General features: G+C 69.7%; 21 protein-coding genes. 7 read left to right on the forward strand and 14 right to left on the reverse strand.

What is annotated here, in order from left to right:
* Positions 1–34 precede the first annotated feature (34 nt).
* From IEY61_RS28150 to IEY61_RS28185, 8 genes are all read right to left on the reverse strand, one after another.
* A complete protein-coding gene (locus IEY61_RS28150) occupies positions 35–1,768 on the reverse strand; it encodes a vWA domain-containing protein (RefSeq protein WP_189049747.1) in 1,734 nt (577 codons plus the stop codon).
* Complete coding sequence (locus tag IEY61_RS28155; protein ID WP_189049749.1) at positions 1,765–4,080, reverse strand: hypothetical protein; 2,316 nt, start codon at positions 4,078–4,080, stop codon at positions 1,765–1,767. Before IEY61_RS28155 ends, IEY61_RS28150 begins: the two co-directional genes overlap by 4 nt.
* A complete protein-coding gene (locus IEY61_RS28160; protein WP_189049751.1) occupies positions 4,077–4,856 on the reverse strand; it encodes a nucleotidyl cyclase domain-containing protein in 780 nt (259 codons plus the stop codon). Before IEY61_RS28160 ends, IEY61_RS28155 begins: the two co-directional genes overlap by 4 nt.
* 291 nt (positions 4,857–5,147) lie before the next feature.
* Complete coding sequence (locus IEY61_RS28165) at positions 5,148–6,254, reverse strand: hypothetical protein (protein ID WP_189049754.1); 1,107 nt, start codon at positions 6,252–6,254, stop codon at positions 5,148–5,150.
* Between the two features lie 401 nt (positions 6,255–6,655).
* Positions 6,656–6,979, reverse strand: coding sequence for a 2Fe-2S iron-sulfur cluster-binding protein (locus IEY61_RS28170; protein ID WP_189049756.1), 324 nt, complete (start codon positions 6,977–6,979; stop codon positions 6,656–6,658).
* A 23-nt stretch (positions 6,980–7,002) separates the two neighbouring features.
* The gene (locus IEY61_RS28175) at positions 7,003–8,238 is read right to left on the reverse strand and encodes an NAD(P)/FAD-dependent oxidoreductase (RefSeq protein WP_189049758.1); all 1,236 of its coding nucleotides are present in this window, start codon (positions 8,236–8,238) and stop codon (positions 7,003–7,005) included.
* Positions 8,235–9,911 carry a dihydroxyacetone kinase subunit DhaL gene (gene dhaL / locus IEY61_RS28180; RefSeq protein WP_189049760.1) on the reverse strand — a complete coding sequence of 559 codons (1,677 nt, stop codon included), beginning with the start codon at positions 9,909–9,911 and terminating at the stop codon, positions 8,235–8,237. Before dhaL ends, IEY61_RS28175 begins: the two co-directional genes overlap by 4 nt.
* A 38-nt stretch (positions 9,912–9,949) precedes the next feature.
* On the reverse strand, positions 9,950–11,170 hold the full coding sequence (locus tag IEY61_RS28185) for a cytochrome P450 (protein ID WP_189049762.1): 1,221 nt from the start codon (positions 11,168–11,170) through the stop codon (positions 9,950–9,952).
* A gap of 195 nt (positions 11,171–11,365) precedes the next feature.
* Between IEY61_RS28185 and IEY61_RS28190 the strand changes: the two genes are divergently transcribed.
* Positions 11,366–11,821, forward strand: coding sequence for an HtaA domain-containing protein (locus tag IEY61_RS28190; protein ID WP_189049764.1), 456 nt, complete (start codon positions 11,366–11,368; stop codon positions 11,819–11,821).
* Here the strand turns inward: IEY61_RS28190 and IEY61_RS28195 are convergent.
* Positions 11,799–12,776 (reverse strand): AraC family transcriptional regulator, encoded by a 978-nt coding sequence (locus tag IEY61_RS28195; protein WP_229706516.1) that lies wholly within the window; start codon positions 12,774–12,776, stop codon positions 11,799–11,801. The genes IEY61_RS28190 and IEY61_RS28195 overlap by 23 nt on opposite strands.
* A gap of 208 nt (positions 12,777–12,984) precedes the next feature.
* Here IEY61_RS28195 and IEY61_RS28200 point away from each other — a divergent pair, with 208 nt between their 5' ends.
* Positions 12,985–13,314, forward strand: a complete 330-nt coding sequence (locus IEY61_RS28200; protein ID WP_189049768.1) for a putative quinol monooxygenase — start codon at positions 12,985–12,987, stop codon at positions 13,312–13,314.
* Positions 13,315–13,376: 62 nt separating this feature from the next.
* On the opposite strand, the gene IEY61_RS28205 is transcribed toward IEY61_RS28200, so the two are convergent.
* The 3 genes from IEY61_RS28205 to IEY61_RS28215 are packed head-to-tail and all read right to left on the reverse strand — an operon-like array spanning position 13,377 to position 15,506.
* Positions 13,377–13,808 carry a VOC family protein gene (locus tag IEY61_RS28205; protein ID WP_189049770.1) on the reverse strand — a complete coding sequence of 144 codons (432 nt, stop codon included), beginning with the start codon at positions 13,806–13,808 and terminating at the stop codon, positions 13,377–13,379.
* A 9-nt stretch (positions 13,809–13,817) separates the two neighbouring features.
* A complete protein-coding gene (locus IEY61_RS28210) occupies positions 13,818–14,282 on the reverse strand; it encodes a helix-turn-helix transcriptional regulator (protein WP_189049773.1) in 465 nt (154 codons plus the stop codon).
* Positions 14,283–14,339: 57 nt separating this feature from the next.
* Positions 14,340–15,506, reverse strand: a complete 1,167-nt coding sequence (locus IEY61_RS28215; protein WP_189049775.1) for a CapA family protein — start codon at positions 15,504–15,506, stop codon at positions 14,340–14,342.
* Positions 15,507–15,728: 222 nt separating this feature from the next.
* On the opposite strand from IEY61_RS28215, the gene IEY61_RS31610 reads away from it, so the two are divergent.
* Together IEY61_RS31610 and IEY61_RS28230 are read left to right on the forward strand one after the other, a co-directional pair.
* On the forward strand, positions 15,729–16,502 hold the full coding sequence (locus IEY61_RS31610; RefSeq protein ID WP_229706517.1) for a peptidoglycan-binding domain-containing protein: 774 nt from the start codon (positions 15,729–15,731) through the stop codon (positions 16,500–16,502).
* A gap of 20 nt (positions 16,503–16,522) precedes the next feature.
* Positions 16,523–17,218: a DUF998 domain-containing protein gene (locus tag IEY61_RS28230; RefSeq protein WP_189049788.1), complete on the forward strand. Its 696-nt coding sequence runs from the start codon at positions 16,523–16,525 to the stop codon at positions 17,216–17,218.
* Between the two features lie 50 nt (positions 17,219–17,268).
* Here the strand turns inward: IEY61_RS28230 and IEY61_RS28235 are convergent, their stop codons facing one another.
* Both IEY61_RS28235 and IEY61_RS28240 read right to left on the reverse strand, forming a co-directional pair.
* The gene (locus IEY61_RS28235) at positions 17,269–17,901 is read right to left on the reverse strand and encodes a hypothetical protein (RefSeq protein WP_189049777.1); all 633 of its coding nucleotides are present in this window, start codon (positions 17,899–17,901) and stop codon (positions 17,269–17,271) included.
* A gap of 23 nt (positions 17,902–17,924) precedes the next feature.
* Positions 17,925–20,645, reverse strand: coding sequence for a M14 family metallopeptidase (locus IEY61_RS28240; protein ID WP_229706518.1), 2,721 nt, complete (start codon positions 20,643–20,645; stop codon positions 17,925–17,927).
* Between the two features lie 373 nt (positions 20,646–21,018).
* Here IEY61_RS28240 and IEY61_RS28245 point away from each other — a divergent pair, with 373 nt between their 5' ends.
* The 3 genes from IEY61_RS28245 to IEY61_RS28255 all read left to right on the forward strand — a co-directional run bounded on the left by IEY61_RS28245 (position 21,019) and on the right by IEY61_RS28255 (position 23,286).
* Positions 21,019–21,342 carry a hypothetical protein gene (locus tag IEY61_RS28245; protein WP_189049781.1) on the forward strand — a complete coding sequence of 108 codons (324 nt, stop codon included), beginning with the start codon at positions 21,019–21,021 and terminating at the stop codon, positions 21,340–21,342.
* Between the two features lie 43 nt (positions 21,343–21,385).
* Complete coding sequence (locus tag IEY61_RS28250; RefSeq protein WP_373293233.1) at positions 21,386–21,940, forward strand: hypothetical protein; 555 nt, start codon at positions 21,386–21,388, stop codon at positions 21,938–21,940.
* 80 nt (positions 21,941–22,020) lie between these two features.
* Complete coding sequence (locus IEY61_RS28255) at positions 22,021–23,286, forward strand: MFS transporter (protein ID WP_189049783.1); 1,266 nt, start codon at positions 22,021–22,023, stop codon at positions 23,284–23,286.
* Positions 23,287–23,384: the final 98 nt, after the last annotated feature.

A 23,384-nucleotide genomic window follows, 5' to 3' on the forward strand; every position in this document is an offset into this window, starting at 1 on the left:
TTTCTCCGGAACTGGTCCGGGTTCGGGAGGGTTGTCACACGACCTCGTGCGCGAGCCGGAAACCGGCGGGTGGTTCCATGGCCAGTTCCGCTCGTCCCTTGACCAAGGACCGGCCGGTGGCGATGATGTTGCGGGCCAACGCCTGCCAGTAGCACTCGATCGCCTGATGCGGGTCAAGGTGCGGCGGGGCGAGGTGGCCGGATTGCGGGCGGGTGGCGATCTCGGCGATCAGACGAGCCGGCGCGGTCCCGAAGCCGCAGGCGACGATGTTCGGGGCGTACCGGTGGGTGCTCGAGTCGATCAGCCGCCGGTACGGCACCGCCCATTCCGCTCCGTTTCCCGGGTCACTTCCGGCCAGCAGGTGCACGACGGGCCGCAAAACCGTGTAGCCCTGTGCTTTGAGCGCCTCTACGTCTGGTCCGATCCGGTCCAGCAACGCTTCGAAGACACTGGCGTAGCTGACCGGCCCCCTGGCCGTGAACCAGGGCGGCTGGCCACCCTGGTTCACCGCCTTCAACGGCAGCCGGGTGGCGACCTGGTCGGCGAAGCCGAGCATCGACAGCAACACCGCCGACGACGCGTCCTTGGCTTCCAGCAGCTGCTGGTACAGCCCGTAGGCGCCGTCGCTGAGATCACTGACGTACGGCCCCATCTCGGTGGACTCGTCGACCAGCACATAGATCGGCTGGACCCCGTCGACCGGCCGCCACACCCGAGACTGCGGGTCCTGTTTCATCAGGGTTGCTGGCGGGCCGCCGGCGCCGAGGTCACCTGGCTGCGCCGCCTGATCACTCAAGGCGGGGTGTTGCGACCAGATCGCCGGCCGGGCGGCCACCGGGGTGCTGGTGGCCGCTCCGCCGATCCGGCTGACCAGGCCCGGCACCATCAGCTCTACCTGGTCGGGGCGGACAATCTTCTTGTCCACCAGGAACTGGAAGAACTCCATGCTGTGCTGGTTGTCTGCGTCCAGCCGCTGGGAGACTGCCTGCTCGTGCGCCATCAGCAGGCCCAACGCACGCTCGGTGTCCTGTGGGTGGCGCGCCAGGTGCATCAGCACGATGTGTTTGGCGGACATCCCGGCTGAGCCGATCGCCGCCAACTCACGCCCCTCGGCGGCGAGCCGAGCTTCTTGCGTCAGCTGCGCCAACTCGCCCTGATGCACAGCCTCCTGCTTGTTCAGCTCGTGCTGATTTTCGTTGGTGTCGTACCGGTCCCTCATCTCGGTCCGCTCGGCAACGTGCCCGATGGCCTTGGCCTCGGGCCGCAAGCGCGGTGCGACATGAAAGATCGTGATGCCCTCCGGCAGCCGCCGACCACCGCTGAACTCGCGGATGATGTTGTCTTCGGCCTCGGCTGCCTCTTGGATGTCGTACGTCGGCGTGATCTCGGCAAGCCGCTGCCGCAGGTAGCCGTAGACAATGGGCAACGCATCCTTGACGTTGCGCTTGACGATCTCCGCCGGATCGTGCACCCGGAACCCCACCTCGACGGTGGCCTCGAAGTGCCAGCGGTTGCCGCGGGCCCGAAACGGGGTGCTGCGCAACTCGACCGTCCGGCGATGATCGCTGATGTCCACGTCGTAGCGGAACCGGTACGACGTGGCCACCTGCTCCCACCGGCTCAGCGGGCGCCCATCATCGACAACGGCCACCTTGCGGTCTGCGGTGACGTAGACGGAGGCCTCGTAGGGTGCGGCAGTCGCGTTGCTGCTGCGGAGCCGTCGCTGCACCGGCTCGACACGGAGAATCAGCGGAAGCGGCTGGGTCACGGCAGATCCTTCCTTGCATCCAACGCGGCTTCGACCGCGTACGCCGTCAGGGGGGTGGGACGAAGGTTGTCTGGGGCTCGCCATTCGGTGAGGTAGCGCCGGATCGTCTGCTCAGCCCAGGCGCCACATGCCGCGATGTCCCCCAACAGCCCACAGAAGGGGGTGCGGACTTCCGCATTCACCTCGGCAAGGCTGGCCCAGGCGGCGAGTGCTCGCTCGACCAGCCGGCTGAACGAGCCGCCGATGAGCACCTCCGACCACATCTCGACCAACGCCGGCCGCAGCTGCCGCCGCTGGTCGGCAAGATCTAAGAGGGTTGGCCAGGTGATCGACCGACAGCCACCGGCCCCCGGTTGTGGCACCGTCCGTTCCGTCGTCAACGACAACACCAACCGCAGGAAGATGAACTGGCCGACCAACGCCCGGCGGCGATCGTGAAGCCAACTGAAGACCCGCTCGATCACCATCGGAACGTTGTGCTGTTCGTCCTGCATGATCAGGTCGGTCAAGCCGTCGGCGATACCGATGGCGATGCCGCGATGATCGATGGTGGCGAGCCGGTCCAACGCCATGAGCGCTTCCTGGGCCCCCTGCGGGCCGAGGCTCACGCCGTGCACACGGGCCGCGGTCGCCTGCCCCGTCGGCGAGGAGCTGTTGGTGTAGAGGTTGTCGACCACCGCTTTGACCAAGGGGCGCGTGCGGTCGTCGGCGGCCGGCACCCGCAGCGCGTACGCCACCACCTCGCCGTTGCGCCAGTTGTGCGGTGCGATCGCCAGTTGATGCAGCACCTGCGCGTAGACGAAGTCGAACGCGTGCCGGGACAACACGCCCAACGCCGTGCCGGCCCAGGTGTACACGTCCTCGTTGACGTCACTGGCCAGGTCCCGCAGCCAGTCCAGCAGTTCGCGGTGAATCTGGAACTCCCGCCAGACATGGTTGAGCACCAGCGCGGGATAGCCGTCCGCCACGTACTGGATCGCCTCGACCGTCACCGGCCCCCACGCACCGCGCACGGTGACCGATCGAATCTCGGCCCGCATGCGACGCACCAGCTCGCGGCGGCTGAACCGGAACGGCTCACGCCACGGCCGTAACGCCACCGGCTCGTCCCCGGCAAAGCCGGCCGCCGGTCCGTCCAGGCGAGCGACCAGCCGGTCCGCCGCCCGCACCACACTCTCGTACGACAGACCGTTGAGCACGGCGAGCGCAATGGCGAGACAGCGGCTGGGCAGGTCGGGCAGCTTGTCGAACCAGATGTCGAGATCATCGCTGTGCCGCTCGGACATGCGTTGCCGGACCCGGTCCAGGTCGACCACGCCGTCGCTGAGTTCCTGGCTGATCACCACGGCCAGGTCGGCCGGCACCTTGCGGGAGACCTGCGGTCCGCACAGGTTCGTCACGTACTCGTTGAGGGCATCATCGGCCAGCAGTTCGGCGGCGAGGTCGGCGTTGCTGCCGAGCCGCCAGGTGAGGTGGCTGATCAGGATGGACCGGTGCGGCTGGGCACGCCCCAGCGCAACGACGTACTCCCGGACGTCCTCGTCGCGCAGCACCGACTCGGTGCTCAGTGCGAGGACAAAACGCGCATCGATCCGCTCGAGCGCCGCCTCAAGCTGCTGGAGCATCCAGCCCTGCACGTCGTCCCAACCGGCCGGCTCGCAGAGCAGGAAGCCCGCGCCGTTGGGCAACGGCGGCTCGCTGCGGCCGTCCTGATCGAGCCAGCTGGCGAAATGACGCAGATCGACGCTGCGGTCCAGGTTGTATATCGGGCGGTCCGACGGCGACTGGAGAAGCCGGATCGCGGCGGTCGTCTTGCCCTGACACGGGTCGGCACGCAGAATGACCAACCGCCTCGTTTCCAGGGCGGCGCGGGTGCTCTCCCACTCCTCCGGCGGCAGGAAGGCGTGTCGCACCGGCTCGCTGAGCTGCGTGCTCAACCGCTGCAGCGGAGCCGGCTCACGGCCGCCGAGCATCATCACCAGCTTGTCGCCACCGACCAGGTCACCGCCGATGAGCATTCGCGACGACTGTCGCAGCCGTTCGTGCCGTTGACGGCCGTTCGGGACCTCGGGTTGTTGCAGGTCCCGATCCTGCGCGGCGAGCCCGGTGCGGTCGAACGACAGCAGCTCGTCGCTGGGCGTCTCCGTACCGGTCGCCTGTTGCATGCCCTCGTTCGCCGCCGGGGCCAGGCCCTCGGCCCCCGATGCTGCGGAAGCCGGCGGGGCGGGACCGGCCGGTGGGGATGCCGGCGGTGTCGGTGTGGATGGCGGCGGCACCGGCGCGGCGGCCACGGGCGGCACGGCGGCGCTCATCTCGGCTCCCCGCCGTAGACGGTCTTGTTGCCGCCCACGAAGTCCCGGCCCACCTCGACACCACCGGAGAAGGTGAAGTGGTTGCCGCCTTCCGCTTGCCGGGACGCCGGCGCGGCCGGCGGCTGCGACCCGGACTGCGGTTGCTGTGGTGTGGCCGGCGGCGGCTGCGGCGGGGCCGCAGGCTTGATGCCCGGTGGGTACGGGTGCCCCGGCAAGTGGATCCACGCCGGCTCGTGGAGTTCCTTGGCCTCGATCTGCACCTCACCGAAGGAGGCCGGATCGATCTGCCGGTAGCCGTGCTTGACCACCCCACGGTAGATCTCGTCCGAGACGATGAGCGCCATCTGCGCGCGTTTTGCGGCCCGCAGGGCGTCCCGCAGCGGCTGGGCGTCGACCAGCCGGCTGGCGGTGTTGAGCGCCTCGCCCACCCAGCCGTCCTTGTCCCGCTGGCAGTTGCCCTGATGCAGGGCGACCCGCATGCGGAGTTGGTGCTCGGTCGTGTAGATCCGGGCCTTTTCCTGCAGCGCCGCGTCCAGGGCGCGCACGAACGACCCAGCCAGCACCACCGAGTTGCCGGTCGTCGTCGGCACGAGCATGAGAATGCCGTCGCCGCGGTCGAGCCGGACCACGGTGTCCCAGTCCAGGTTGGTGTCCTCGAAGGCGACCTGGACCACCTCGTACATGGCTTTACGCAGAGACTGCTGCACCGGCACGGTGCGCTTGCCGAATCCCTCTATGTCGACGACCAGAATGAAGTGGAACGTCGGGTAGGGCATGTTCACAACCTCCGGGAATGAAGGTGAGCTGTCAGGTAGGACTGTGCGAGCGGCAGGCTCGCCCGTGAAGGTCATTTGGCAGATACCGCCGCCAGACCCGCCTAAGCGCGGCCCGGCAAAATGCGCATAACAGCCAAAGAAGGTGACGAACACCTTAAATGCCGGCGCTCGTTGCTCACCTTAAGTGCTGCCTCGGTCACAATCCAGCCACTTGGGCGTGCAGCATCCACTTAGGTCTTCCCGACCACAACGCGGTACACGATCGGTGGGAGAGCCTCTCGGCCGATCAGTTCACCGTGGCCCCGACCGGCTGTTCAGTCCGGAACGGTGGTGCAGCCGGTGATGAATTCCGGGGCGAGCCCAAACGGCGAACAGGGCCAGATCATCAGGTTCGCCTCCGGCCAGACGGGACAACTCGTAAACAAGTTCAACGGGTGGACGGGATTCCTGCAGATGATCGGTCAGCAGGTTCGTCCAGTCGGGATCCGCGCCGAGCGCCTTCCGCACACCCTTCGTGGCGAACACCACGAGGTCGCCGGGCGCGATCGGTACCCTTCTCACCGCCGTCTGAGTGGCCCTCGACCAGTCGATGTGGCCGTGTTCGCGCTCCAGACCTGCCGCGATCCACTCGATCAGTGCCTGGCAGCCGGGTATCGCGCCGTCCTGAGCCGACAGTGCGGCGGACTCGTCAGCCAGGGCGAACACCAGACCGCCGGTCGCAGCGTGATACATCGCGGCAGCGTCGCTTTGCCGCGGTTCACCCGTGTTCCGTCGAGCAGCACCACGCAGCGCGGCGTACCGCGCCACAAAGTGCGGAGCAGACCAACCATCGGCGACCGTGTCCGCCGGGCCACCGAGATAAAGCCCTCGTGGCAGTCGACGCAGGGGCCCTTCGCTCGTCGGGCTCGCCGATGGCCCTGCGCAAGGCGTCTGCCGACCCGGCGACACACCGTCACGATCCGGGCTGTGGTCGGCCTCGCCGGTGGCGGTCCCGTTCGGGGTTGGGGAAGTCGACTCGCGTTGAGCCGCCGCACCACTATGGTCTGGTTTCTCAGCTTCACCCGCGAGGTCCGGCTCGAAAGGCACGACCGGCGCCGACCTCGGTCCAGGTAGGTGAAACCATGCGCGGATCGGCGAATCGTTGCCCTCGACGACCTCCACCGAGTGGAACAAGTCCCGATCGATCAGTCGGAAGTCATGCCGAATGACGTCGCGGTGCAGATCCTCGGAGACGACGAAGACCACCGGGGCCGATGTCGCGTGCAGGAGCCTCCGCACTGCTACAGCGCCGGCCAGCCGTATTGCCGTGCTGATCGCGTCGCCGAACCAACCCGAACCGTCGTTGCCGTCGTTGTGGCAGAGACCGGACGCCAGCGCCACGCACAGTCGCAGATGCAACTCGCTGGTGTGCTGCTTCGCCAGATGATTGACACCCCCGCTCGAGCAGCCACGGGAAAATTCCGGCCAGCTGCATCGCCGTTGCCGGAGCCGGGACGAGGAGTTCCAGCCCGGTTCCCCGCCTTCGAGTGGTGACAGCGTTCCACTCGATCCGGGCGTTTAGCGGAAGATGCGCGGGGTGGCCGGGCGGGCGGCCCGGGCCCCGCTACGGCGACCACAACCACGCCCACGAATTCACCACAGACCTGGGCAACGGCCGGCGTCCCCGGGGACGTACCCGCAGTATCACGTGACGCCCCAGCGCACCGCCGAGGTCGGCTACCGCTACCTGCACAAGCTGCGGTACTGACGAGCCCTCGACGGGCACCAGGGTCGGCCGCAGCGGTCGCCCCTGGTGCCCGTCACCGCTGGGTGGGCGGCAGGTGGATGTTGATGCCCTGGTCCGCTTCGCCGAGCCGGATCTGACAGCTGAGCCGACTGCACTCGGTACGCGGTGAGGCGGCGGCCTCCAGCATCTCGTCCTCGTCGTCGCTGGCGACGCCGAGCCGTTGGCTGTTGTCGGGGTCGACGTACACGTGGCAGGTGGCGCACATCAGCGACCCCCCGCACTCGCCGACGATCCAGCGGATGCCGTTCTGCACCGCCACCTGCATCACCGACTCGCCTTCCGGAGCGTCGATGCTGATCTTTTCGCCGTCCGGAGTGTGGAAGTTGACCTGTACCACGGTGTCGTCCTTTCGCTGCGCGGCTAGGCCGCCTGGTGGGTGCGGACGGCGTCGCGGAGGACGAACCCCTCGGCGACGACATCCGCGGGTGTGATCGGGATGCGGCGCTCGATGGCCGTGCGCGCCGCGAGATGCTCGGCTGCGGAGTTGACCGTCTCGATCGCGCACAACTGCTCGCCGCGGAAGCAGTACACGGCGAGCCGGCCCGCTCGCGACTCGGGACGCACCACCGCCGTGGACTCCGCGTGCCGCAACCCGGCGATCTGGAGTTTCGCCGGTCCCTGCACGCTCCAGAACCAGGGCACGTCGCGGTAGGGCTCGCGGTGACCGCAGATCGCCGCGGCGACCGTCGCCGCCTGGCCGGTCGCGTTCTGCACCGACTCGAGCCGTACGGTCCCTGGCGCGTACGGGCTGGGATACCGGGCGCAGTCGCCGACCGCCCAGATCCGCTCGTCGACGGTACGCAGACCATCGTCCACGAGCACACCGTTCTCGACCGGAAGGCCCGCGTCGCCGGCGACCTCGTCGTTCGGCACGACACCGACACCGACGAGCACCAGTGCGCCCCGGGCGACCCGTCCGTCCGCCAGGACCACGGCACGTCGGCCACCCTCGTCGACGATGCGTTCGACGGTCACGTCGAAGACGAGCTCCGTCCCCTGTGCACGATGCAGGGCCGCGAAGTGGGCCGAGGTCGGCGCCGACACGGCGCGACCCATGGCCCGAGCACCGGCCTCGATGACCGTCACCCGCACGCCCACGGACGCGGCCAACGCCGCGAACTCGAGACCGATGAACCCCGCGCCGATGACCACCGCGTCGCGGCAACCCGGCAACCGGCGCGCGATCGCTCGCGCATCGTCGTAGTCGCGCAGGTAGTGGACGCCGTCCAGCTCGATCCCAGGGATCGGCAGCGGACGACTCCGCGCGCCGGTCGCGATGACCGCGTGATCGTAGCCGCGGGTCCTGCCGTCGTCGGTGTGCACGGTCCGCGCCGCGCGGTCGAGACGGCCCACCCGCGTGCCGAGCCACACCTCGATGTCGAGGTCCTTCAACATGCTCGTGGTGCGCAGCGGAAGCAGCGGCGGCTCATCCGCCTTGAGCTCCTTCGACAGCGGCGGCCGTTGATACGGTTCGTGTGGATCATCGCCGATCAGGAGGATCGGTCGGTCGTATCCTCTGCCGCGAAGCTCCACGGCCGTTTCCACACCGCCGTGCCCGGCGCCGACGACAACCGTTCCGTGCGCGCCGCTGCTCACGCGGGTTCTCCTCGCAGCGCATCTCGCAGCGCGGACAGCCAGATCACGACCGCGTGGGCGCCCGGGTCGACGATGCCGACCGAACGCTCGCCGAGGTAGCTCGCGCGGCCGAGACGCGCCGTGGCGTCGACGGTGCTGCGGGCACCGGCGGCGGCCGCCTCCACCGCCGCGTCGAGCCGAGCCGCGGGGTCGCGCCCCTGCTCCGCGTACGCCTTCGCCGCCGGGATCAGCGCGTCGAGCATGGTCGAGTCACCGAGTCGGGCTCCCCCGAGCTCCGCGATCGCCGCGACTCCGGACTCGAACGCCACCGCCCACTCCGCTGCGCTGGGCCGCCCGGTCAGGGCGTTCGACGCGTGCAGCAGCCCCGCCGCGTAGAGCGGGCCGGACGTCCCGCCGATGACCCGCCGCAGGATTGCGGAGATCCGGCGCAACGCGGCGTCCGGCGACGCGGGAAGCGAGTCGAGTTCGGCCAGCACCGCCTGCGAGCCCCGGGCCAGGCTCAACCCGAGGTCCCCGTCACCGACCTGGGAGTCGAGCTCGGTGAGTTCCTTCTCGGCGGCGATGAGCGTCCGACAGACGCCCTCGATCGCCCGACGCGCCGCGCTGTCGGGGCCGAGGGGCTCTCCGCTGTCGGTCTCCTGCTCGGCGACGACGGGCAGCAGCGTGAGCGCGGCGACAGCGCCGGTCGATCGAGGCCAGGCGGGCGCGGTCGTCGGCGCGTCGAGATGGCCGAGCAGCGCTTCGTCGACCTGGAGCAGGGAGAGCGACACACCAGGAGTGTCGAGCGCCGTCAACAGCGTGCCGGACCACGCCCGCTCGACGACGTGTCCACCCCGCTCGAGCCACTCCAGTGCGGCGCGGGTGATGACATCGAGTTCCACCGGTGGCGTCGCCCCGAGGCTGTTGACCAGCAACGCCAACCGCATCGGCCCGGACGGCGCCAGGTCGGCAACGATCTTGCTCAGGAGACGGTCGACGACGGCGTCCGCCGGGACCACGTCGCCCCGCTCCACGCCCGCCTCGCCATGGATGCCCAGTCCCCACTCGACTTCCGTCCTCCCCAGCGGGCGGATGGGCGCCTCGGTGCCCGGCAGCGTGCAGGAATCCAAGGCCACGCCCATCGTCCGCACCGCGGCGGCGACACCACGGGCGAGCTCCGCCACCTCGTCCAACGACGCGCCTGCCGCGGCTGCGGCGCCGGCGATCTTGTGTACGAGGACGGTGCCGGCGATCCCGCGGCGACCCGCGTGGTCCCCGGTGCTGCGGATCGCGACGTCATCGGCGACGATCACCATCTCGACCGGGGTGCCCTCGGCCCGCAGCAGTTCCGCCGCGATGCCGAAGTTCAGCCGGTCGCCCGTGTAGTTCTTCACGATCAGCAGGATTCCCGCCGGTGCGGCGACGGCGCGGAGCCCCGCGAGGATCGCGTCCACCGAGGGTGAGGTGAAGACCGGTCCGGCGACGGCAGCGGTCAGCATCCCGACGCCGACGTACCCGGCGTGTGCCGGCTCGTGCCCCGCACCACCGCCGGACACCACCGCGACCTGGCCGGGAGTGCGGTCGGTGCGAACCAGGACATCGTGCTGTTCGAGCAGCGCGACGCCGGGCCGACGCGCTTGTGCGGCGAGTGACTCGCGAACGAGCACCGCGGGGTCGTTCACAAACTTCTTCATCTAAGACCGCTCCCCTGTTCCGTGCGTCGTGGCCGCCCTCAGGCGGCAACCACCTCGATCGGTACGGACTCGTAGCCCCGCAGCCAGTTTGAGGTGACCTCGATCGGCGTGCCGACGATGCGCACTTCTCTTACTCGGCGGGCGAACGCCTTGATGAGGCACTCCGCCTCCAGGCGGGCGATCATCTGACCCACGCAGTTGTGCACCCCCGCGCCGAAGGCGAGGTGCCCGGTGGCGACCCTGGTGATGTCGAACTCGTCGGGCCGCTCCCACCGACGCGGGTCGCGGCCGGCCGCGCCGACGAATCCCAGGAACTTCTGCAGTGCGGGGATGCGGTGCCCGGCGAGCTCGGTCTCCGGAACGTCCCGCGTGGTGCGGCCGATCCGCGGGCTGGAGGCCCGGAACCGCATGCTCTCCTCGAAGGCGTTGCGGGCGAGCTCCGGGTTCTCGTGCAGGAGCTTGTACTGCTCGGGCCGCTCGGCGAGGGACTGCAGCGCCAGCCCGATTCCGTACATGGTGGTGTCCATGCCCGCGATGATGAACGCCCCCGTCATGATCGCGGCTTGCGACTCGGGGATCGTCCCCTCATCGGCGTATCCGTACAGCTGCGCACCGAAGCCACCGTCGGAGACCAGCTCGCGGCGTACGCGGTCGAACACCCACGCCATCGCGGCGTCGGCGTCGCCGCCGACATCCTTGAGCGACTCGAAGTAGAGCTCGTTCTCCGGCCCCATCGACTGGAAGTTCATCCGCGAGATCGCGAGGAAACGGTCGCGCCCCTCCTGCGGAAGGCCGGCCGCGTCGGGCAGCACCGCCAGCAGGAACGCCTCGGCGAGGTCCTTGGCCAGGTCGAAGCGCCCGCGCGAGACGAGGTCGTCGACCATCTGCTCGGCGGTTTGCTCGAAGTTCTCGCGGAATTTTCTGATGTTGGGCGCACCCAGCACGCGGTTCATCACCTTGCGTCCGGGGGTGTGCTCCGGCGGGTCCATCTCGAGGATGGTCGGCGCGCGCCAGAAGTGCTCGTGGGCGAGGTTCTTCAGACCGGTGCCGTGGCTGGAGGTGAAGCGCCCGTAGTCGGTGAACGCCTCCTCGACGACGGCGTGCTGTCCGCTGGCGTAGATCCCGTACCGCTCCAGGTAGACGAGCGGCCCGGCCTCGCGCAGCTTCGCGTCGAAGGCTTCCGGGACCCGCAGGTTCTCCAGGGAGAACGGATCGTCGTTCAGCACCGGGATCGTCTCGTCGATCAACTGTCCGTTCATGCCGCGGTTTCCCTCCCGTGGTGTGCCGGCCAGCTCGCCGGCCTGGGTTCCGCAATCCTGCTCCGAGCACGGTGGCATGGACCACGAATGCTGCGCCTTTGCGCATGCCGATGCGTGGCCGTTGCGCGTTCGGGCAAGTGCAGCCCGCATAGGCTGGAGACGACGGCTGGAACCAACGCTGAGGAGCGCCCACAGGTGAGTAGCGGCCCATCAGTCGACGGCCTCGAATGGGGCATTTTCGGCAAGCTCGTCGAGTACGTCGAGAGCGTTCCGGACAGCCGCATCGAGGTCTCTGACGGCGCGTACCGCACCCCGGACGGCTGCTTCGGCTTTCCCCCGCGTCGCCGCGGTCCCGAGCCCTTGCGCTTCGTCGGGAGAGTGACGCTCACCGCGTACGAGGGAATGCTCCGCGTCGTGCTGCTGAACCCGAGCCTGGAGCTCACGCCATCGGGCGGCGGCAGCATCCTGACGGAGAATCCGCACCGTCAGGGCGATTTCACCCCGATCGCCGCACTGGGCCCCGCAACGATCGACGGGGGCGCGTGCACCGCGCCGGCGACGCTCACATCCGCGGGGACCGGGTGGCTCAGCGACGGCCGTTACCCGGTGGGGCAGACGGTGGACCCGGTCAGGTGGCGGTACGAGTCGTGACCGAGCCGGTCGTGGCTGCCCTGCTCCTGCGATAGTCGCTCGGACTGACACCGTAGGCCTGCTTGAACTCCCGGCTGAAGTGCGCGGGGCTGGCGAACCCGCAGGCCTTGGCCATCTCCGCGATGGGTCGGGTGTCGTGCGGGTCGCCGATGTCGCGACGGGCCCGGTCGAGCCGACGCTCACGGATGAGCCGGGAAACAGTCGTCCCCTCCCGCTGCAACTGATACTGAAGTGTGCGCAACGCGATGAAGTGGGCGTCCGCGACGCGCTGCGCGGTCAGCGAACTGTCGCCCAGGTGGGCGTCGATGAAGCCGCAGACATCCTCGATCCCGACCGAGGTGATCGCGTCCCGCTGTTCCGCCTCGCGAAGCAGCATCGCGGCGGCGAGCGAGGCCATGCTCGACACCACCCGGGTCGCACCGCGCCCGGTCAGCGTCGCCAGATCATCACCGAGGGTGCCCAGCGTTCGTGCCATGAGCAGACCCAGCCCGGCGTCGCCCCGGATCACGGCCAGGGACTGTTTCCTGATCACCTCGTCGGACAGGCCCAACGCCCTCGCCGGGAGCAGAAACAGCACACAGCCCATGCCTTCGGACAGGTCGACCCGAAAGTCGACATCGGTGCTGAACACGATGAGATCCCCTGGACGGGAGACGACCTGCCGCGCTCCCTGGTAGGCGTTCGACCATCCGCGCAACTGCAGACCGATCTGCACGTATGACTCGGCGTCGGTACGGACCGGACGCTGCACATGATGTGCCGCGGTGCTCATCCGCGACACCATCACGTCATCGAGCACCACGGTGTGGTGTTGTGCATAGAAACGAGCGGCCTGCTGGTCCGCGTAGTGCCAGAACTCGACAGGGCGCAGGCCCATCATCTGCTGCCAGTCCGCGATCGAACGCGCGACACCAGCCTGCACGCCCGCCCAATTCCACAGTAACGCCTTCTGCACGTTTCGCCCTTAAGCTGCCGTTCGGTGAAGAAAACGTTGGTGTCACCATATTTTTGGTGACCCGCCTGTGCCAAACCATACCGCAGCACCGGGCTGCAAGTTGATCTTGCAGCTGGCCCGACCTGGTGTGATGCGGACCCACCGGGGTTGGTTACGGTGGAGCGGCAGGTGGTGTCGCGCGGGGCAACCCGGGACGGGAGACGTTCAGATGATCTTCATTACCGCGAAGTTCCGGGTGCTGCCCGAGCACGCCGACCGATGGCCGGAGATCGCCGCCGACTTCACCCGGGCCACCCGCGCGGAGCCGGGCTGCCTGTGGTTCGACTGGTCCCGCAGCGTCGACGACCCGAACGAGTACGTCCTGGTCGAGGCGTTCCGCGACGGTGACGCCGGTTCGGCGCACGTGCAGTCCGAGCACTTCAAGCAGGCGCAGCAGACGCTGCCGCCGCACCTCGCCGAGACGCCCCGCATCGTCAACGTCACGGTTGAGCAGGACGACTGGTCCGAGCTCGGCGAAATGGCCGTACCCGGGCGTTGACCGCCAGCGGCGCCCCCGCGGCTGGTGCAGCGGTGGCGCCGGACAGACACCGACCAGCGGGCTCAGTCGAAGTCGGCGGGGGTGAACTCCCGCTGCTCGACCAGGACCAGCCAGTTGCCGGAGTTGTCGCGGGCGACGGCCTCCACCCCGTACGGGCGCTCCGCCGGCTCCTGGATGAACTCCACCCCCTTGGCCCGCAGCTCGTCGTACGTCTTGTGGCAGTCGTCGACGGAGAGGCCGAGGCCGAAGAGGCTGCCCTCGTCCTGGGCCCGGCGGAACAACTCGGCCACCTCCGGCGAGTGCGGCGGCCCCGGCACGCTCAGGTTGACCTGGAGCTCGGGCTGGCTGGGGTGGTTGACCGTGCACCACCGGTAGGAGCCGTCACCGACGGTGATGTCGGTGTGCTCGACGAACCCGAGCACGTCGATGTAGAATGCCTTGGCGGCGTCGACGTCCTTGACGAAGATGCTGCTGATGGCGACGTTGGTAATCATGCGACCAGGTTAGGTAGCTCCCCCAACGTCCGGCTTCTCCTGGCTTGCGGTGCCATCGGCGCGGCGCTCGGCGAGCCCCCACATGAAGAGGAAGCAGCCCGGGATGCGCGGTGCCCCGGTCCTGGCCCAGCGGCGCTGGAACTGACTCGGTGTCTCACCGACGAGTTCGGTGAAGCGACTGCTGAAGGAGCCGAGGCTGGCGAAGCCGACCGCGTGGCAGACCTCGGTCACCGTCAGGTTGGTCGTTCGCAGCAGGTCCTGGGCCCGTTCGATACGCCGCCGGGACAGGTACGCCGCCGGTGAGCGGCCGTAGGTGGCGGTGAACAGCCGCTGGAAGTGGTATTTACTGATGCCGGCGACCGCCGCGACGGCGGCGAGATCCAGCGTCTCGGTGTAGTGGCGGTCCAGGTGGTCGCGGGCGCGCCGCAGGTGGACCAGCAGGTCACCGGGGGCGCGGCGGGGCGGCAGGCTCATCGGCGCCGAGCCTAGGTCGCCGCACCGACAAACCGGACCCGACCGCGCCGCGGGTGCTCACTCCGGTATCCGCAGCCCGGCGGAGCCGGCGCCCCGCTCGTTGACGATCCCGGTGATCCGCTTCCAGGCGGCGGCGAGCTGCGCGCGCTGCTCGGCCGGCAGCGTCGGGTCGTTGACCCCGGAGGTCAGGTCGACCACCCGGGCGGCCGGGTGGTACTGCATCCAGGTCGGCAGGACACTCACCGCGGTGACCTCCCAGCGGCCGGACGGGGTACGGGTGAAGGTGAACTCGGGAACCACCGCGTCCTGGGTGTTCTCCGGAGAGCCGTCCGCGAACCGGGTCGTCAGGTTGCCCATCCCGTACGCGACCCACTTCCCGTCGATCTTCTCGAAGGGCTGCACCACGTGCACGTGGTGGCCGACGATCAGGTCGATGTCCGGCGAGGCGAGCAGCCGACGGGCGAGGTCGATCTGTTCGGCGTTCGGCTCGGACTGGTACTCCGTACCCCAGTGCAGGGAAAGGATGTTGATCTCCGCGCCGGCCGCGCGGGTCCGGGCGGCCTCGGCGAGAATGGCCTTCTCGTCGACCATGTTCGCCGCCCACGGTCGCCCCTGCGGCAACGGGATGCCGTTGAAGCTGACGGTGTACGACAGGTGGCCGATCCGGACGCCCTTGACCTCCAGCACGTTCGGCAGTCGCGCCTCGACCTCGTTGCGCGCGGTGCCGGTGTGGCGCAGGCCGACCCGGTCCAGGTTGTCGAGGGTACGGGCGATCCCCTCGACCCCGGTGTCCAGCGAGTGGTTGGAGGCGGTGGAACAGGTGTCGAAACCCGCCCAGGCGGCGGCGTCGGCCAGTTGTGGCGGCACGCTGAAGTACGGCCACCCGGTGAACGGCCCCTCCGGCGGGGCCAGCGGCGTCTCCATGTGACAGATCGCCAGGTCGGCGGCGCTGACCCGGGGGCGTACGGCGGCGAGCACCTGGGTGAAGTCGTGGCCGGCGCGTCCGGCCTGCCGCGCGTCGGCGGCCGCCTGCTCGCTGAGTTCGGGGTGGACCAGCAGGTCACCGGCGGCCACCACGGTGAGGGTCCGGGGGGCGGCCTTCGTCTGCGGCGGCTGGTACGGGGTCTTGTTCGCAGGCGGGTCGCAGCCGGCGACCAGCCCGACGATCAGCAGCAGGCCCGCCGCGCCCAGCCTCTTCCCGAGGGAGTTTCCCCTTCCGTCCATGAGGTGATTTTTCGCGTCGCCCGGGTGGGGGCTCACGCAACGGCGCAACACCCCCCGAACGAGGGACGCCGCAGGGCGCCGGTGTCGGGTACCCGTCACCGACGCCGCTGGGCGGTGACCGTTCGTGGTGGTACGCATGAATGACCGGGGGGCCGCTGACCTGGCACTTTGCGAAGAGCGGAAGCCCGAACGGCGCAAAGTGCCACATCACTAGGGGTGACCTTGACGCCCGTTGACTGGTACCTCAACCAAGCCCTGACCAACTTCCGCGACGCCGTCGACGCCGCGTACCCGCACCGCGACAAGAAGTCCGACGGCACCATCGGCGATGCCGCTCACCAGAACACCTCCAGCGATCACAACCCTGACCCCGACGGCTCGGTGGACGCCTGGGACATGGATGTCGAGCTCAATGGGGATGGAGAGCCGTACCACGAAGACATCGAACGACTGAAGAGGGTCTTCGAGCAGCATGAGTCCGCGCAGTACTGGATTCATGATCACCAGATCGCCAGCCGCGGCAGCGGGTGGGTCCGGAAGGCCTACACCGGCTCCAGCCCACATACCGAGCATGTGCACTGGAACACCCGGGAGAGTCACGAGCGCTCCACGAAGCCTTGGGTGATCCCCGGTACGACGGGAGAAGGGTTTTCGATGTTCTGCAAACTCAACGACAACAACGACGCCGTGGAGGTGTTGCAGCGCCAGCTTGCCACCCTCGGCTACTACAAGGGCGAGATCGACCGGCACTACGGGCCGGTGACCGCGGCAGCTCTGCTGGCCTGCCGAAGGGCCATGGGAAGCGTGGTCACCGACGGCGACACGTACAGTCCCGCCGCGTACGAGCAGGTGCAGCGGGCGTACGCCCAACGGTTCGCGGGCGAGCGGGGAGCCCCCGGTCCGGCTGGCCCGGCTGGTCCGGCGGGTCCGGCGGGCAACTGGACGCCCCAGCAGGTGCTCCGGCTGATCGCGGACGCGCTGGGCAAGGCTGCCTGACCTGGCAACTTGGAGGAAGCATGGATCCCACACCGGACTCGCCCTCGCCGGACGCCCGGACGCTGCTCCGGCTGCGGCTGGGCGTCGGCGGGCTCGGCATCGCGCTGCCGATCGTCCTGCCGGCCGGCCACGCCCTGGCCACCGGCCGAATCGAGCTGCTGAGTTCGATCAGCAGCTATTACCACAGCGACATGCGGGATGTCTTCGTCGGCAGCCTGTGCGCGATCGGGGTGTTCCTGGTCAACTACCGGTACCGCCGCCTCGACGACGTGTTGAGCACGATGGCGGGCGTGCTCGCGGTCGTGGTGGCGCTGGTGCCGACCTCGACCGACGCCCCGCCCACCGACCGGGCGTTCCCGCTCGGCCGGGTGCACGGGATCGCCGCCGGCCTGCTGTTCGCGATCCTCGCCCTGTTCTGCCTCTGGCGGTTCCCGATCAACGGTGCGCCGACCGCCGGCACGCGGGTGCGCAACGCCCTCTACCGCATCTGCGGCCTCGCCATCCTCACCGCGATCGCGCTCGCCGTGGCGAGCAACGCCCTGTCGGAGCCGACCCGCGAGGCGCTGCAACCGTTCTTCTGGTGCGAGGCGGTGGCGGTGTTCGCCTTCGGGGTGGCCTGGCTGGTCAAGGGCGAGGCGATGTTCCACCGGCCGCCGGCCGCTCGGCCGGGCCCGCTCGCGGCACCGACCGAGCCGTCGGCGACCGCGACGCTCTGATCAGGTGACAGGGGGCCGCCACGTCGTGGCGGCCCCCTGTCACCCTCGCCTCACTCGAACAGGGACAGCGTCAGGGTCGAGGTGTACGAACCCGCGGCGACATCCGCCGGCGTACGCAGGAACAGATCGGCGTCGACCGAGTACGCGCCGCCCGCGACCGCCCCCGAGTCGAACGTCGACACCAGCAGTTCCTGATCCACCAGGCCGACGTTGTTACCCGGCTGCGTCGGCTCGTCGAGAACCGTCACGACCTCCTCCCCCTCGGCGACCAGGCCGGTGTCCCCGCCGTCGCGCAGACGCGGCTTCCACCCCAGGTGGCCCGCTCCGATCGGCTCCTGACCGGCGTCGCCGACGAAGTCGGTCGCGCTGCCCAGCACCGCCCAGGCGGCGTCGGCGGGCACCTCGTCGGCGGTGCGGGTGTCCGTGACCGTCACCAGGGGCAGGGCACCTACGAACTGGCGGACCAGCAGCGTCGAGCCGTCCTCGGTCAACGTCACCGAGTCACCCGCGATCGACAGCGCCAGCACACCCGGTTCCCTGATTTCCTCGATGTCGACCGTCACCGCCACGTCGGCGTTGTCGCCGGGCTCGGCCAGCGCTGGCGAAGCCACCGCCACCACCCCGGCAAGCATGGCACCCGCGGCACCCGCCGCGAGAAGCCGCTTACGATTCCATGTGTTCATGCGATTCTCCGTTGTGCTGGCAGTCAGTGGGCTGGACGGGGGTCGGCGCAGTTGATGCCCGCGTGTTCCTTGGTCAGCACGGTCGTCACCGTCTCGCCGTTGAGCGACCCGGTGGCGCGGATGGTCGCTGAGCCGGCCGAGATTGCGGTCGCTCGGGTGTTGAACTGCTGGAAGGCGTTCGCACCCGGCGCGACGTCGGCGAAGGACCTGCTGCCGTACGCGCTCTCCAGGGCGATGGTCACGGCCGCGTCGTGGTCGTTGAACGCCTGCACCCCGACGTACGCCTTACCCGCCACGCACCGCACCTGCACGGTGGTCGTCAGCGGCAGCTCCTTCGGGTCGTACACCTTCTTCTTGTGGTGGTTGTCGCCGCTGCCGTCGGGCTGGTAGCCGTTCTCCACGTTGCCCGCCGCGTCCACCGCGAACCAGTGCAGGGTCGTGCCGGCCGGGACGGTCAGCGTCTCCCCGCCCTCCCGGACGCCCGCCGAACCGTAGAGGGTCGACTCGTACGTCGGGCGGGTGCCGTCGACGGTGTAGAAGACCGCCGCCGGTTCGCTGGTTTCGAAGGTCACGTCGACCATGCCGGCCGTGGCGCTCCCCTCGACGTTCACCGAGCTGGTCGGCGCCGCCTCGTCGGTGTCGAAGTCGCGGGCCACCCGCAGCATCTCGACCAGGCCGTTGGAGAACTCCAGCGTCTCCTCGTGCCCCGAGGCCCAGGCCGGCTGGAAGGACGTGCCGACCTCGAAGTTCCAGGCGTAGATGCCGTACCTGTACCAGAGCATGTCGCCGGAGTTGCCGGCCGCCGAGTAGAGCACGTCGGCGATCGGGCCGGTACGCGCCGGGGTGACCGCCAGGTTGCGGTGCCGCTTGATGGCGGTGAGGATCCGCGACGAGGCACCCCAGAACAGCGACTCCTCGGCCAGCGTCGGCCGCGGCGCGGAGATCCGGCCCGGGGTCGCGTACGAGCCGGGCGACCACATGAAGTAGTTGCCCGAGGAGTGCAGGTTCATCGAGAACTTGATGTTCCCCCGGGCGGCCAGCCAGTCGACGTTCTTGTTCTCCGGCTCGGACAGCTCGCTGGGCCCCGCGTACGTGTCGCTGGTGCAACTGGCCGAGGCGCCGGAGTAGCCGTCGAAGAGGCTGTACTCGGTGTAGTTGCGGTTGTTGTCGACACCCCACGAGTTGCGGGCGAGGAAGTCGGCGTTCCCCGTCGTCGGGCAGTGGTTGGTCATGTTCCGACGCTGCGAGTTGTAGTCGTAGAACGAGTAGTGCCCGCCGTCCGGGTTGACCGACGGGGCGATCCAGATGTCCAGGTTGTCCACCAGCTCGCGGGTGTTCGCGTCACTGGCGTAGTTACGCAGCAGCCGCTCCGCGGTCTCGACGGTGACCAGCGGCGGGACCCACTCCCGCGCGTGTTCCTGCGCGTAGGCCAGCACGCCGATCTTCGAACCGTCGCGCTGCTTGCCGATCCGGATGGCGTACACCGTGTGCGGCTCGCGGGAAACCGACGCCGGCGCGGAGAGGCCGTCCGACAGCATGGTCCGGGTGGCCGGCGCGACCACGCCGGTGCCCGCGTTGCCCCGATAGGTGTACGCGTTCAGCAGGGTGCCCGCCTGCGCGTTGAGCGCGGCGGCGACCTCGGCGGCGGTGCTGGTCACCGCGCCGGAGGCGTTGGTGGCCAGGCTGACCCGCACGTCGTTGCCGGTGACGGTCACCGTCAGGGGCGAGTCGGCGGCGCCGGGGTTGGCCAGTTCCACCGAGACGTTGTTGCCGCCCTCGTGGCCCCAGGCCAGTGAGTCGACGCCGATGCGGCTGGCGTTGGCGGTGCCGAGCACAGCCTGCGCCTTACGCCGGTAGCCGTTGGTCTGGTACGGCAACTCGACGATCTCGGCGAGGTTCGGGTACTGCGCGGCCAGCGTCTTGATCCGGGCGTACAGCTCGGTGGGGGTCAGGTAGCTGGTGACGAAGTCCTTCTGGTAGCCCGGTCCCTCGGGGGAGTCGCCCGAGATCGGCAGCCACTCCTTCACCTTGGCCACGGCGACGTCACCGGTGGGGCTGGTGATCTGCACGTACTCCGGCCGGCTGGTCACGTTCGCCGCGCCCCGGTGGTACATGTAGACCCCGGCGTCGACGAAGCGGGTGATGCTCTGCGTACCGCCGGAACCCATCTCGGTGCCCGGCCCGCTGTCCCGCTGCACGGTGAGCGCGGTGCTGGCGTTCTGTCCCTGCGCCCACTTCGCCTCCACCGACAGCACCTGGCTGGTGCCGTTGGTGTAGTAGTCGGCACGGATGATCTTCACATCGGAGACGGCCGCGCGGGCTGCCCCTCCCGCCTCGGCGTTGAACTCCTGGTTGTCGGCCAGGTGCTCGGCGATGGTCGCCTCACGCTCGGCGATCCGGGCCCTGGAGTCGGCCGGGGTGTGCAGGACCCTCCCAAAGGTGAAGCCGGCGGCGGTCAGGGTAGCGACCTCGTTACCGGTCACCACGGCGTGCACGACGATCCCGTCCTCGGTCCGGTCGACGTGGTGATCGAGATCGACACCGGTGGCCACCAGCGCGTCCATCTCGTCGTTGTCGGCCAGCAGGACCTCGATGACGTTGGCCTGCTCGTCGGCGAGCCGGCCGAGGTCGGGGGTGACGAAGTCGGCGGCGGGTGCGGGTGCGGCGGCCTGCGGCACGACGGCCACCGCCGGCGGGCTGGCCAGCAGCAGTACGGCGGCGCCGGTGGCCACTGCGGCGGACACGGGTAGTCGGTGGCGCCACCGGGCACCTGTGCGGGAAACGGACATGAGGCTTGTGGCCCCTCTTCTCGGCGCGCGGCAGGGATATGGGGGTTCGCGTGCCTCGCCTCGGCTGTCCTGCGCTCCGTTCACCAGCCAGGAGGGCACGCCCGGCGTCGACGCCGCCCGCATCGCCGATTACCCAGCGTCGCCCACCCGGCACATAGGAGTGATCAGGTTGCGAACATCTTTCGCCCAGGGATGGTGATCTGTCAATCATTCCGAGCGCTGGGCAGGTGAGCCCGCACACCTCTGGTCAAACGGCCCGCTACCTGCGTTTGACCTGCGGGCAGACTGGAGACAGGAGCCTGAGGCTCGAAACGAGGGGGGATCACGCGTGTCCGACAACGCCGACCGACCAAGCCACGTCACCGACCGTCCGGACGAGGTCAGCGATCCGCTGCTGTGGCGGCTCGCCCTGGATGTCGCCGACGCCCACGCACCGAACGGGGACGGCGGCTGCGTCCACCTGATCTGCGCCGGTCAGGAGTGGCCCTGCGAGCCGTGGCAGCAGGCCCAGCGTGCGCTCAGCCTGGCCCAGGGTGGCCCGGCCGACGAGGCGGAGACGCCGGAGAACTCGCAGCACAGCGGCTGGCCCGCCCCCACCGCGCTGCCCAACTGGGCACCCGACCGCTGGGGCCACGAGTCGGCGGCTGCCTGACACCCTACCCACGCCTCAACGGTTGTCAATGTAGCGTTGACAGATGCGTGATCCGCTGGACCACCGCGCCGTGGAGTACCTGACCGAGCACCCCTGCGTCGACTGCGGCCAAGCCGACCTGGACGTCGATCTCACCCGGCTCGCCGCGGTCCCGTCGGCCCGCGAGCGGCTCGACGACACCGAACTCGACCTCATCGACCGGGTCCGACAGGGCGGCGCGACCTGGGCCCAGGTCGCCGAGGCCCTCGGGCTGAGCAGCCGGCAGGCCGCCGAGCAACGCCGCCAGCGGCTGGCCGCCGCGCGGCAGGCCCGTCGGGCAGCGGCCGACCGGCACCTGCCGAGCGAGGTCGCCGCCCTGCGGAGGCACCTCGCCGGCCTGGGACGCTGGATCGAGGCGGACCGCCACTGGGACGCCCGCTTCCCCCGAGCCGCGCTGACCCGGCGTACCGCCTCGCTCGCGCTGGCGGCCGAGCCGGGCGGCCTGTACGACCTGGCCCGGCACGTCGCCGCCGACCTCACCCGGTCCGCACCGGCGCTACCTCGGCCGGTACGCGTCCTCGCCCGGGATCTCACCGCCGCCTTGTCAACGTCTCATTGACAGTTGCCACCCAGCCTTGCCTCGATGCAACTCAATGGCCAGGCTGTGAGTCACCTCGACTCAACCCCTGGGAGCGGCTCGTGCGGCGCAACGCGGTCCTCTTCGTGGCGGTGTCGCTGCTCTCCGGCTTCGGCGGCAGTGCCATGGCCCTGGTCACCGGCCTCTGGATCTTCGACCTCACCGGCTCCCCCAGCCTGGCCGCGCTCGCCGGCATCTGTGTGTACGCCCCGGCCCTCGCCGGCCCGTGGCTCGGCGGCCTCGTCGACCGGCTGCCCCGACGCCTGGTCGTCGTCGCCGCCAACCTCACCCTGGCGGTCGCCCTGCCCACCCTGCTGGCGGTCCACGGGCCCGGCCAGGTGTGGCTCCTCTACGTCGTGTCCACCGTCTACGGCGTGGCGTACGTCCTGATCGACGCCGGGGAGAGCGCCCTGCTGCCCGCCGCGCTGCCCCCCGCCGAACTCGGCGATGTCAACGGCTGGCGTTCCAGCGCCCAGGAGGGTGCCAAGCTGGTGGCCCCGCTGGCCGGCGCCGGCCTGTACGCCTGGCAGGGCGGCCCGTTGGTCGCGCTGCTCGCCGCCGGACTGCCGGCCCTGTCCGCCGCCCTCTACGCCGCGCTGCGCCTGACCGGCACGCCACCCCCCGCCGCGCCGCGCTTGCTCGACACGCCACCCTCTGCCACGCCGCGCTTGCTCGACACGCTGCCCCCTGCCGCGCCGCGTTCCCGGAGTGTGCGGGCCGGCATCGCGGTGCTGTTCGGGTCGCCGGCGATCCGGCTACCGGTGTGCCTGGCCGCCGTGGCGATCGGCATGTCCGGCTTCGCCACCGCCGCCGGGTACGCCGTCGTCACCGAACTCCTCGGCCTGCCGGTCACGTTCCTCGGCGTACTGGTCAGCGCCCAGGGCGTCGGCTCGGTGGCTGGCGGGCTGGTCGTCGGCCGGCTGATCGCCCGGTACCGCCCGACGGCCGTGGCCGTCGCCGGCACGGTGCTGTTCGGCCTGAGCTGCCTGGGCCGTTGCCTGCCCTGGTGGCCGGCGGTGGTGGCCACGTCGGTCGTGGCCGGCGTCGGGCTGCCGTGGGCCCTCGTCGCGGCCACCACCGCCGTGCAGACGCACAGTCCCGACGCGTTGCTCGGCCGGGTCGCCGCGAGCGCCAACACGGTCATGTTCGGGCCGATAGCGGTGGCGACCCCGCTCGGTTCGGCCGCCGTGCTGCTGGGCGCACGGCCACCTCTCCTCCTCGCCGCCGCCGGCTGCCTCGCGGCCGCGGCGCTGACCTGGCGTACCGGACAGCGGGCGGCGAATATCGCTGTGGGCGTTAAGAGGGCATCTCGGTTGGGTTTGATCTAGTACACGCTGGTTGGTGTGGTGCTGGGATCGGGCGGCAGGGGTCGGAATGATCGATGTATGACGACCCCTCGCCGTCCGTATCGCACTGATCTGTCCGA

Source organism: Micromonospora sonchi, from assembly GCF_014646235.1.
GTDB classification, from domain to species: domain Bacteria; phylum Actinomycetota; class Actinomycetes; order Mycobacteriales; family Micromonosporaceae; genus Micromonospora; species Micromonospora sonchi.

Excerpts from the sequence above, each read along its gene's own strand:
- IEY61_RS28210 (WP_189049773.1), bottom strand. The coding sequence starts at position 14,282 with ATGAGCCTGCCGCCCCGCCGCGCCCCCGGTGACCTGCTGGTCCACCTG.
- IEY61_RS28205 (WP_189049770.1), bottom strand. The coding sequence starts at position 13,808 with ATGATTACCAACGTCGCCATCAGCAGCATCTTCGTCAAGGACGTCGAC.
- IEY61_RS28155 (WP_189049749.1), bottom strand. The coding sequence starts at position 4,080 with ATGAGCGCCGCCGTGCCGCCCGTGGCCGCCGCGCCGGTGCCGCCGCCA.
- IEY61_RS28230 (WP_189049788.1), top strand. The coding sequence starts at position 16,523 with ATGGATCCCACACCGGACTCGCCCTCGCCGGACGCCCGGACGCTGCTC.
- IEY61_RS28160 (WP_189049751.1), bottom strand. The coding sequence starts at position 4,856 with ATGCCCTACCCGACGTTCCACTTCATTCTGGTCGTCGACATAGAGGGA.
- IEY61_RS28185 (WP_189049762.1), bottom strand. The coding sequence starts at position 11,170 with ATGAACGGACAGTTGATCGACGAGACGATCCCGGTGCTGAACGACGAT.
- IEY61_RS28235 (WP_189049777.1), bottom strand. The coding sequence starts at position 17,901 with ATGAACACATGGAATCGTAAGCGGCTTCTCGCGGCGGGTGCCGCGGGT.
- dhaL (WP_189049760.1), bottom strand. The coding sequence starts at position 9,911 with ATGAAGAAGTTTGTGAACGACCCCGCGGTGCTCGTTCGCGAGTCACTC.
- IEY61_RS28215 (WP_189049775.1), bottom strand. The coding sequence starts at position 15,506 with ATGGACGGAAGGGGAAACTCCCTCGGGAAGAGGCTGGGCGCGGCGGGC.
- IEY61_RS28250 (WP_373293233.1), top strand. The coding sequence starts at position 21,386 with ATGCGTGATCCGCTGGACCACCGCGCCGTGGAGTACCTGACCGAGCAC.
- IEY61_RS28200 (WP_189049768.1), top strand. The coding sequence starts at position 12,985 with ATGATCTTCATTACCGCGAAGTTCCGGGTGCTGCCCGAGCACGCCGAC.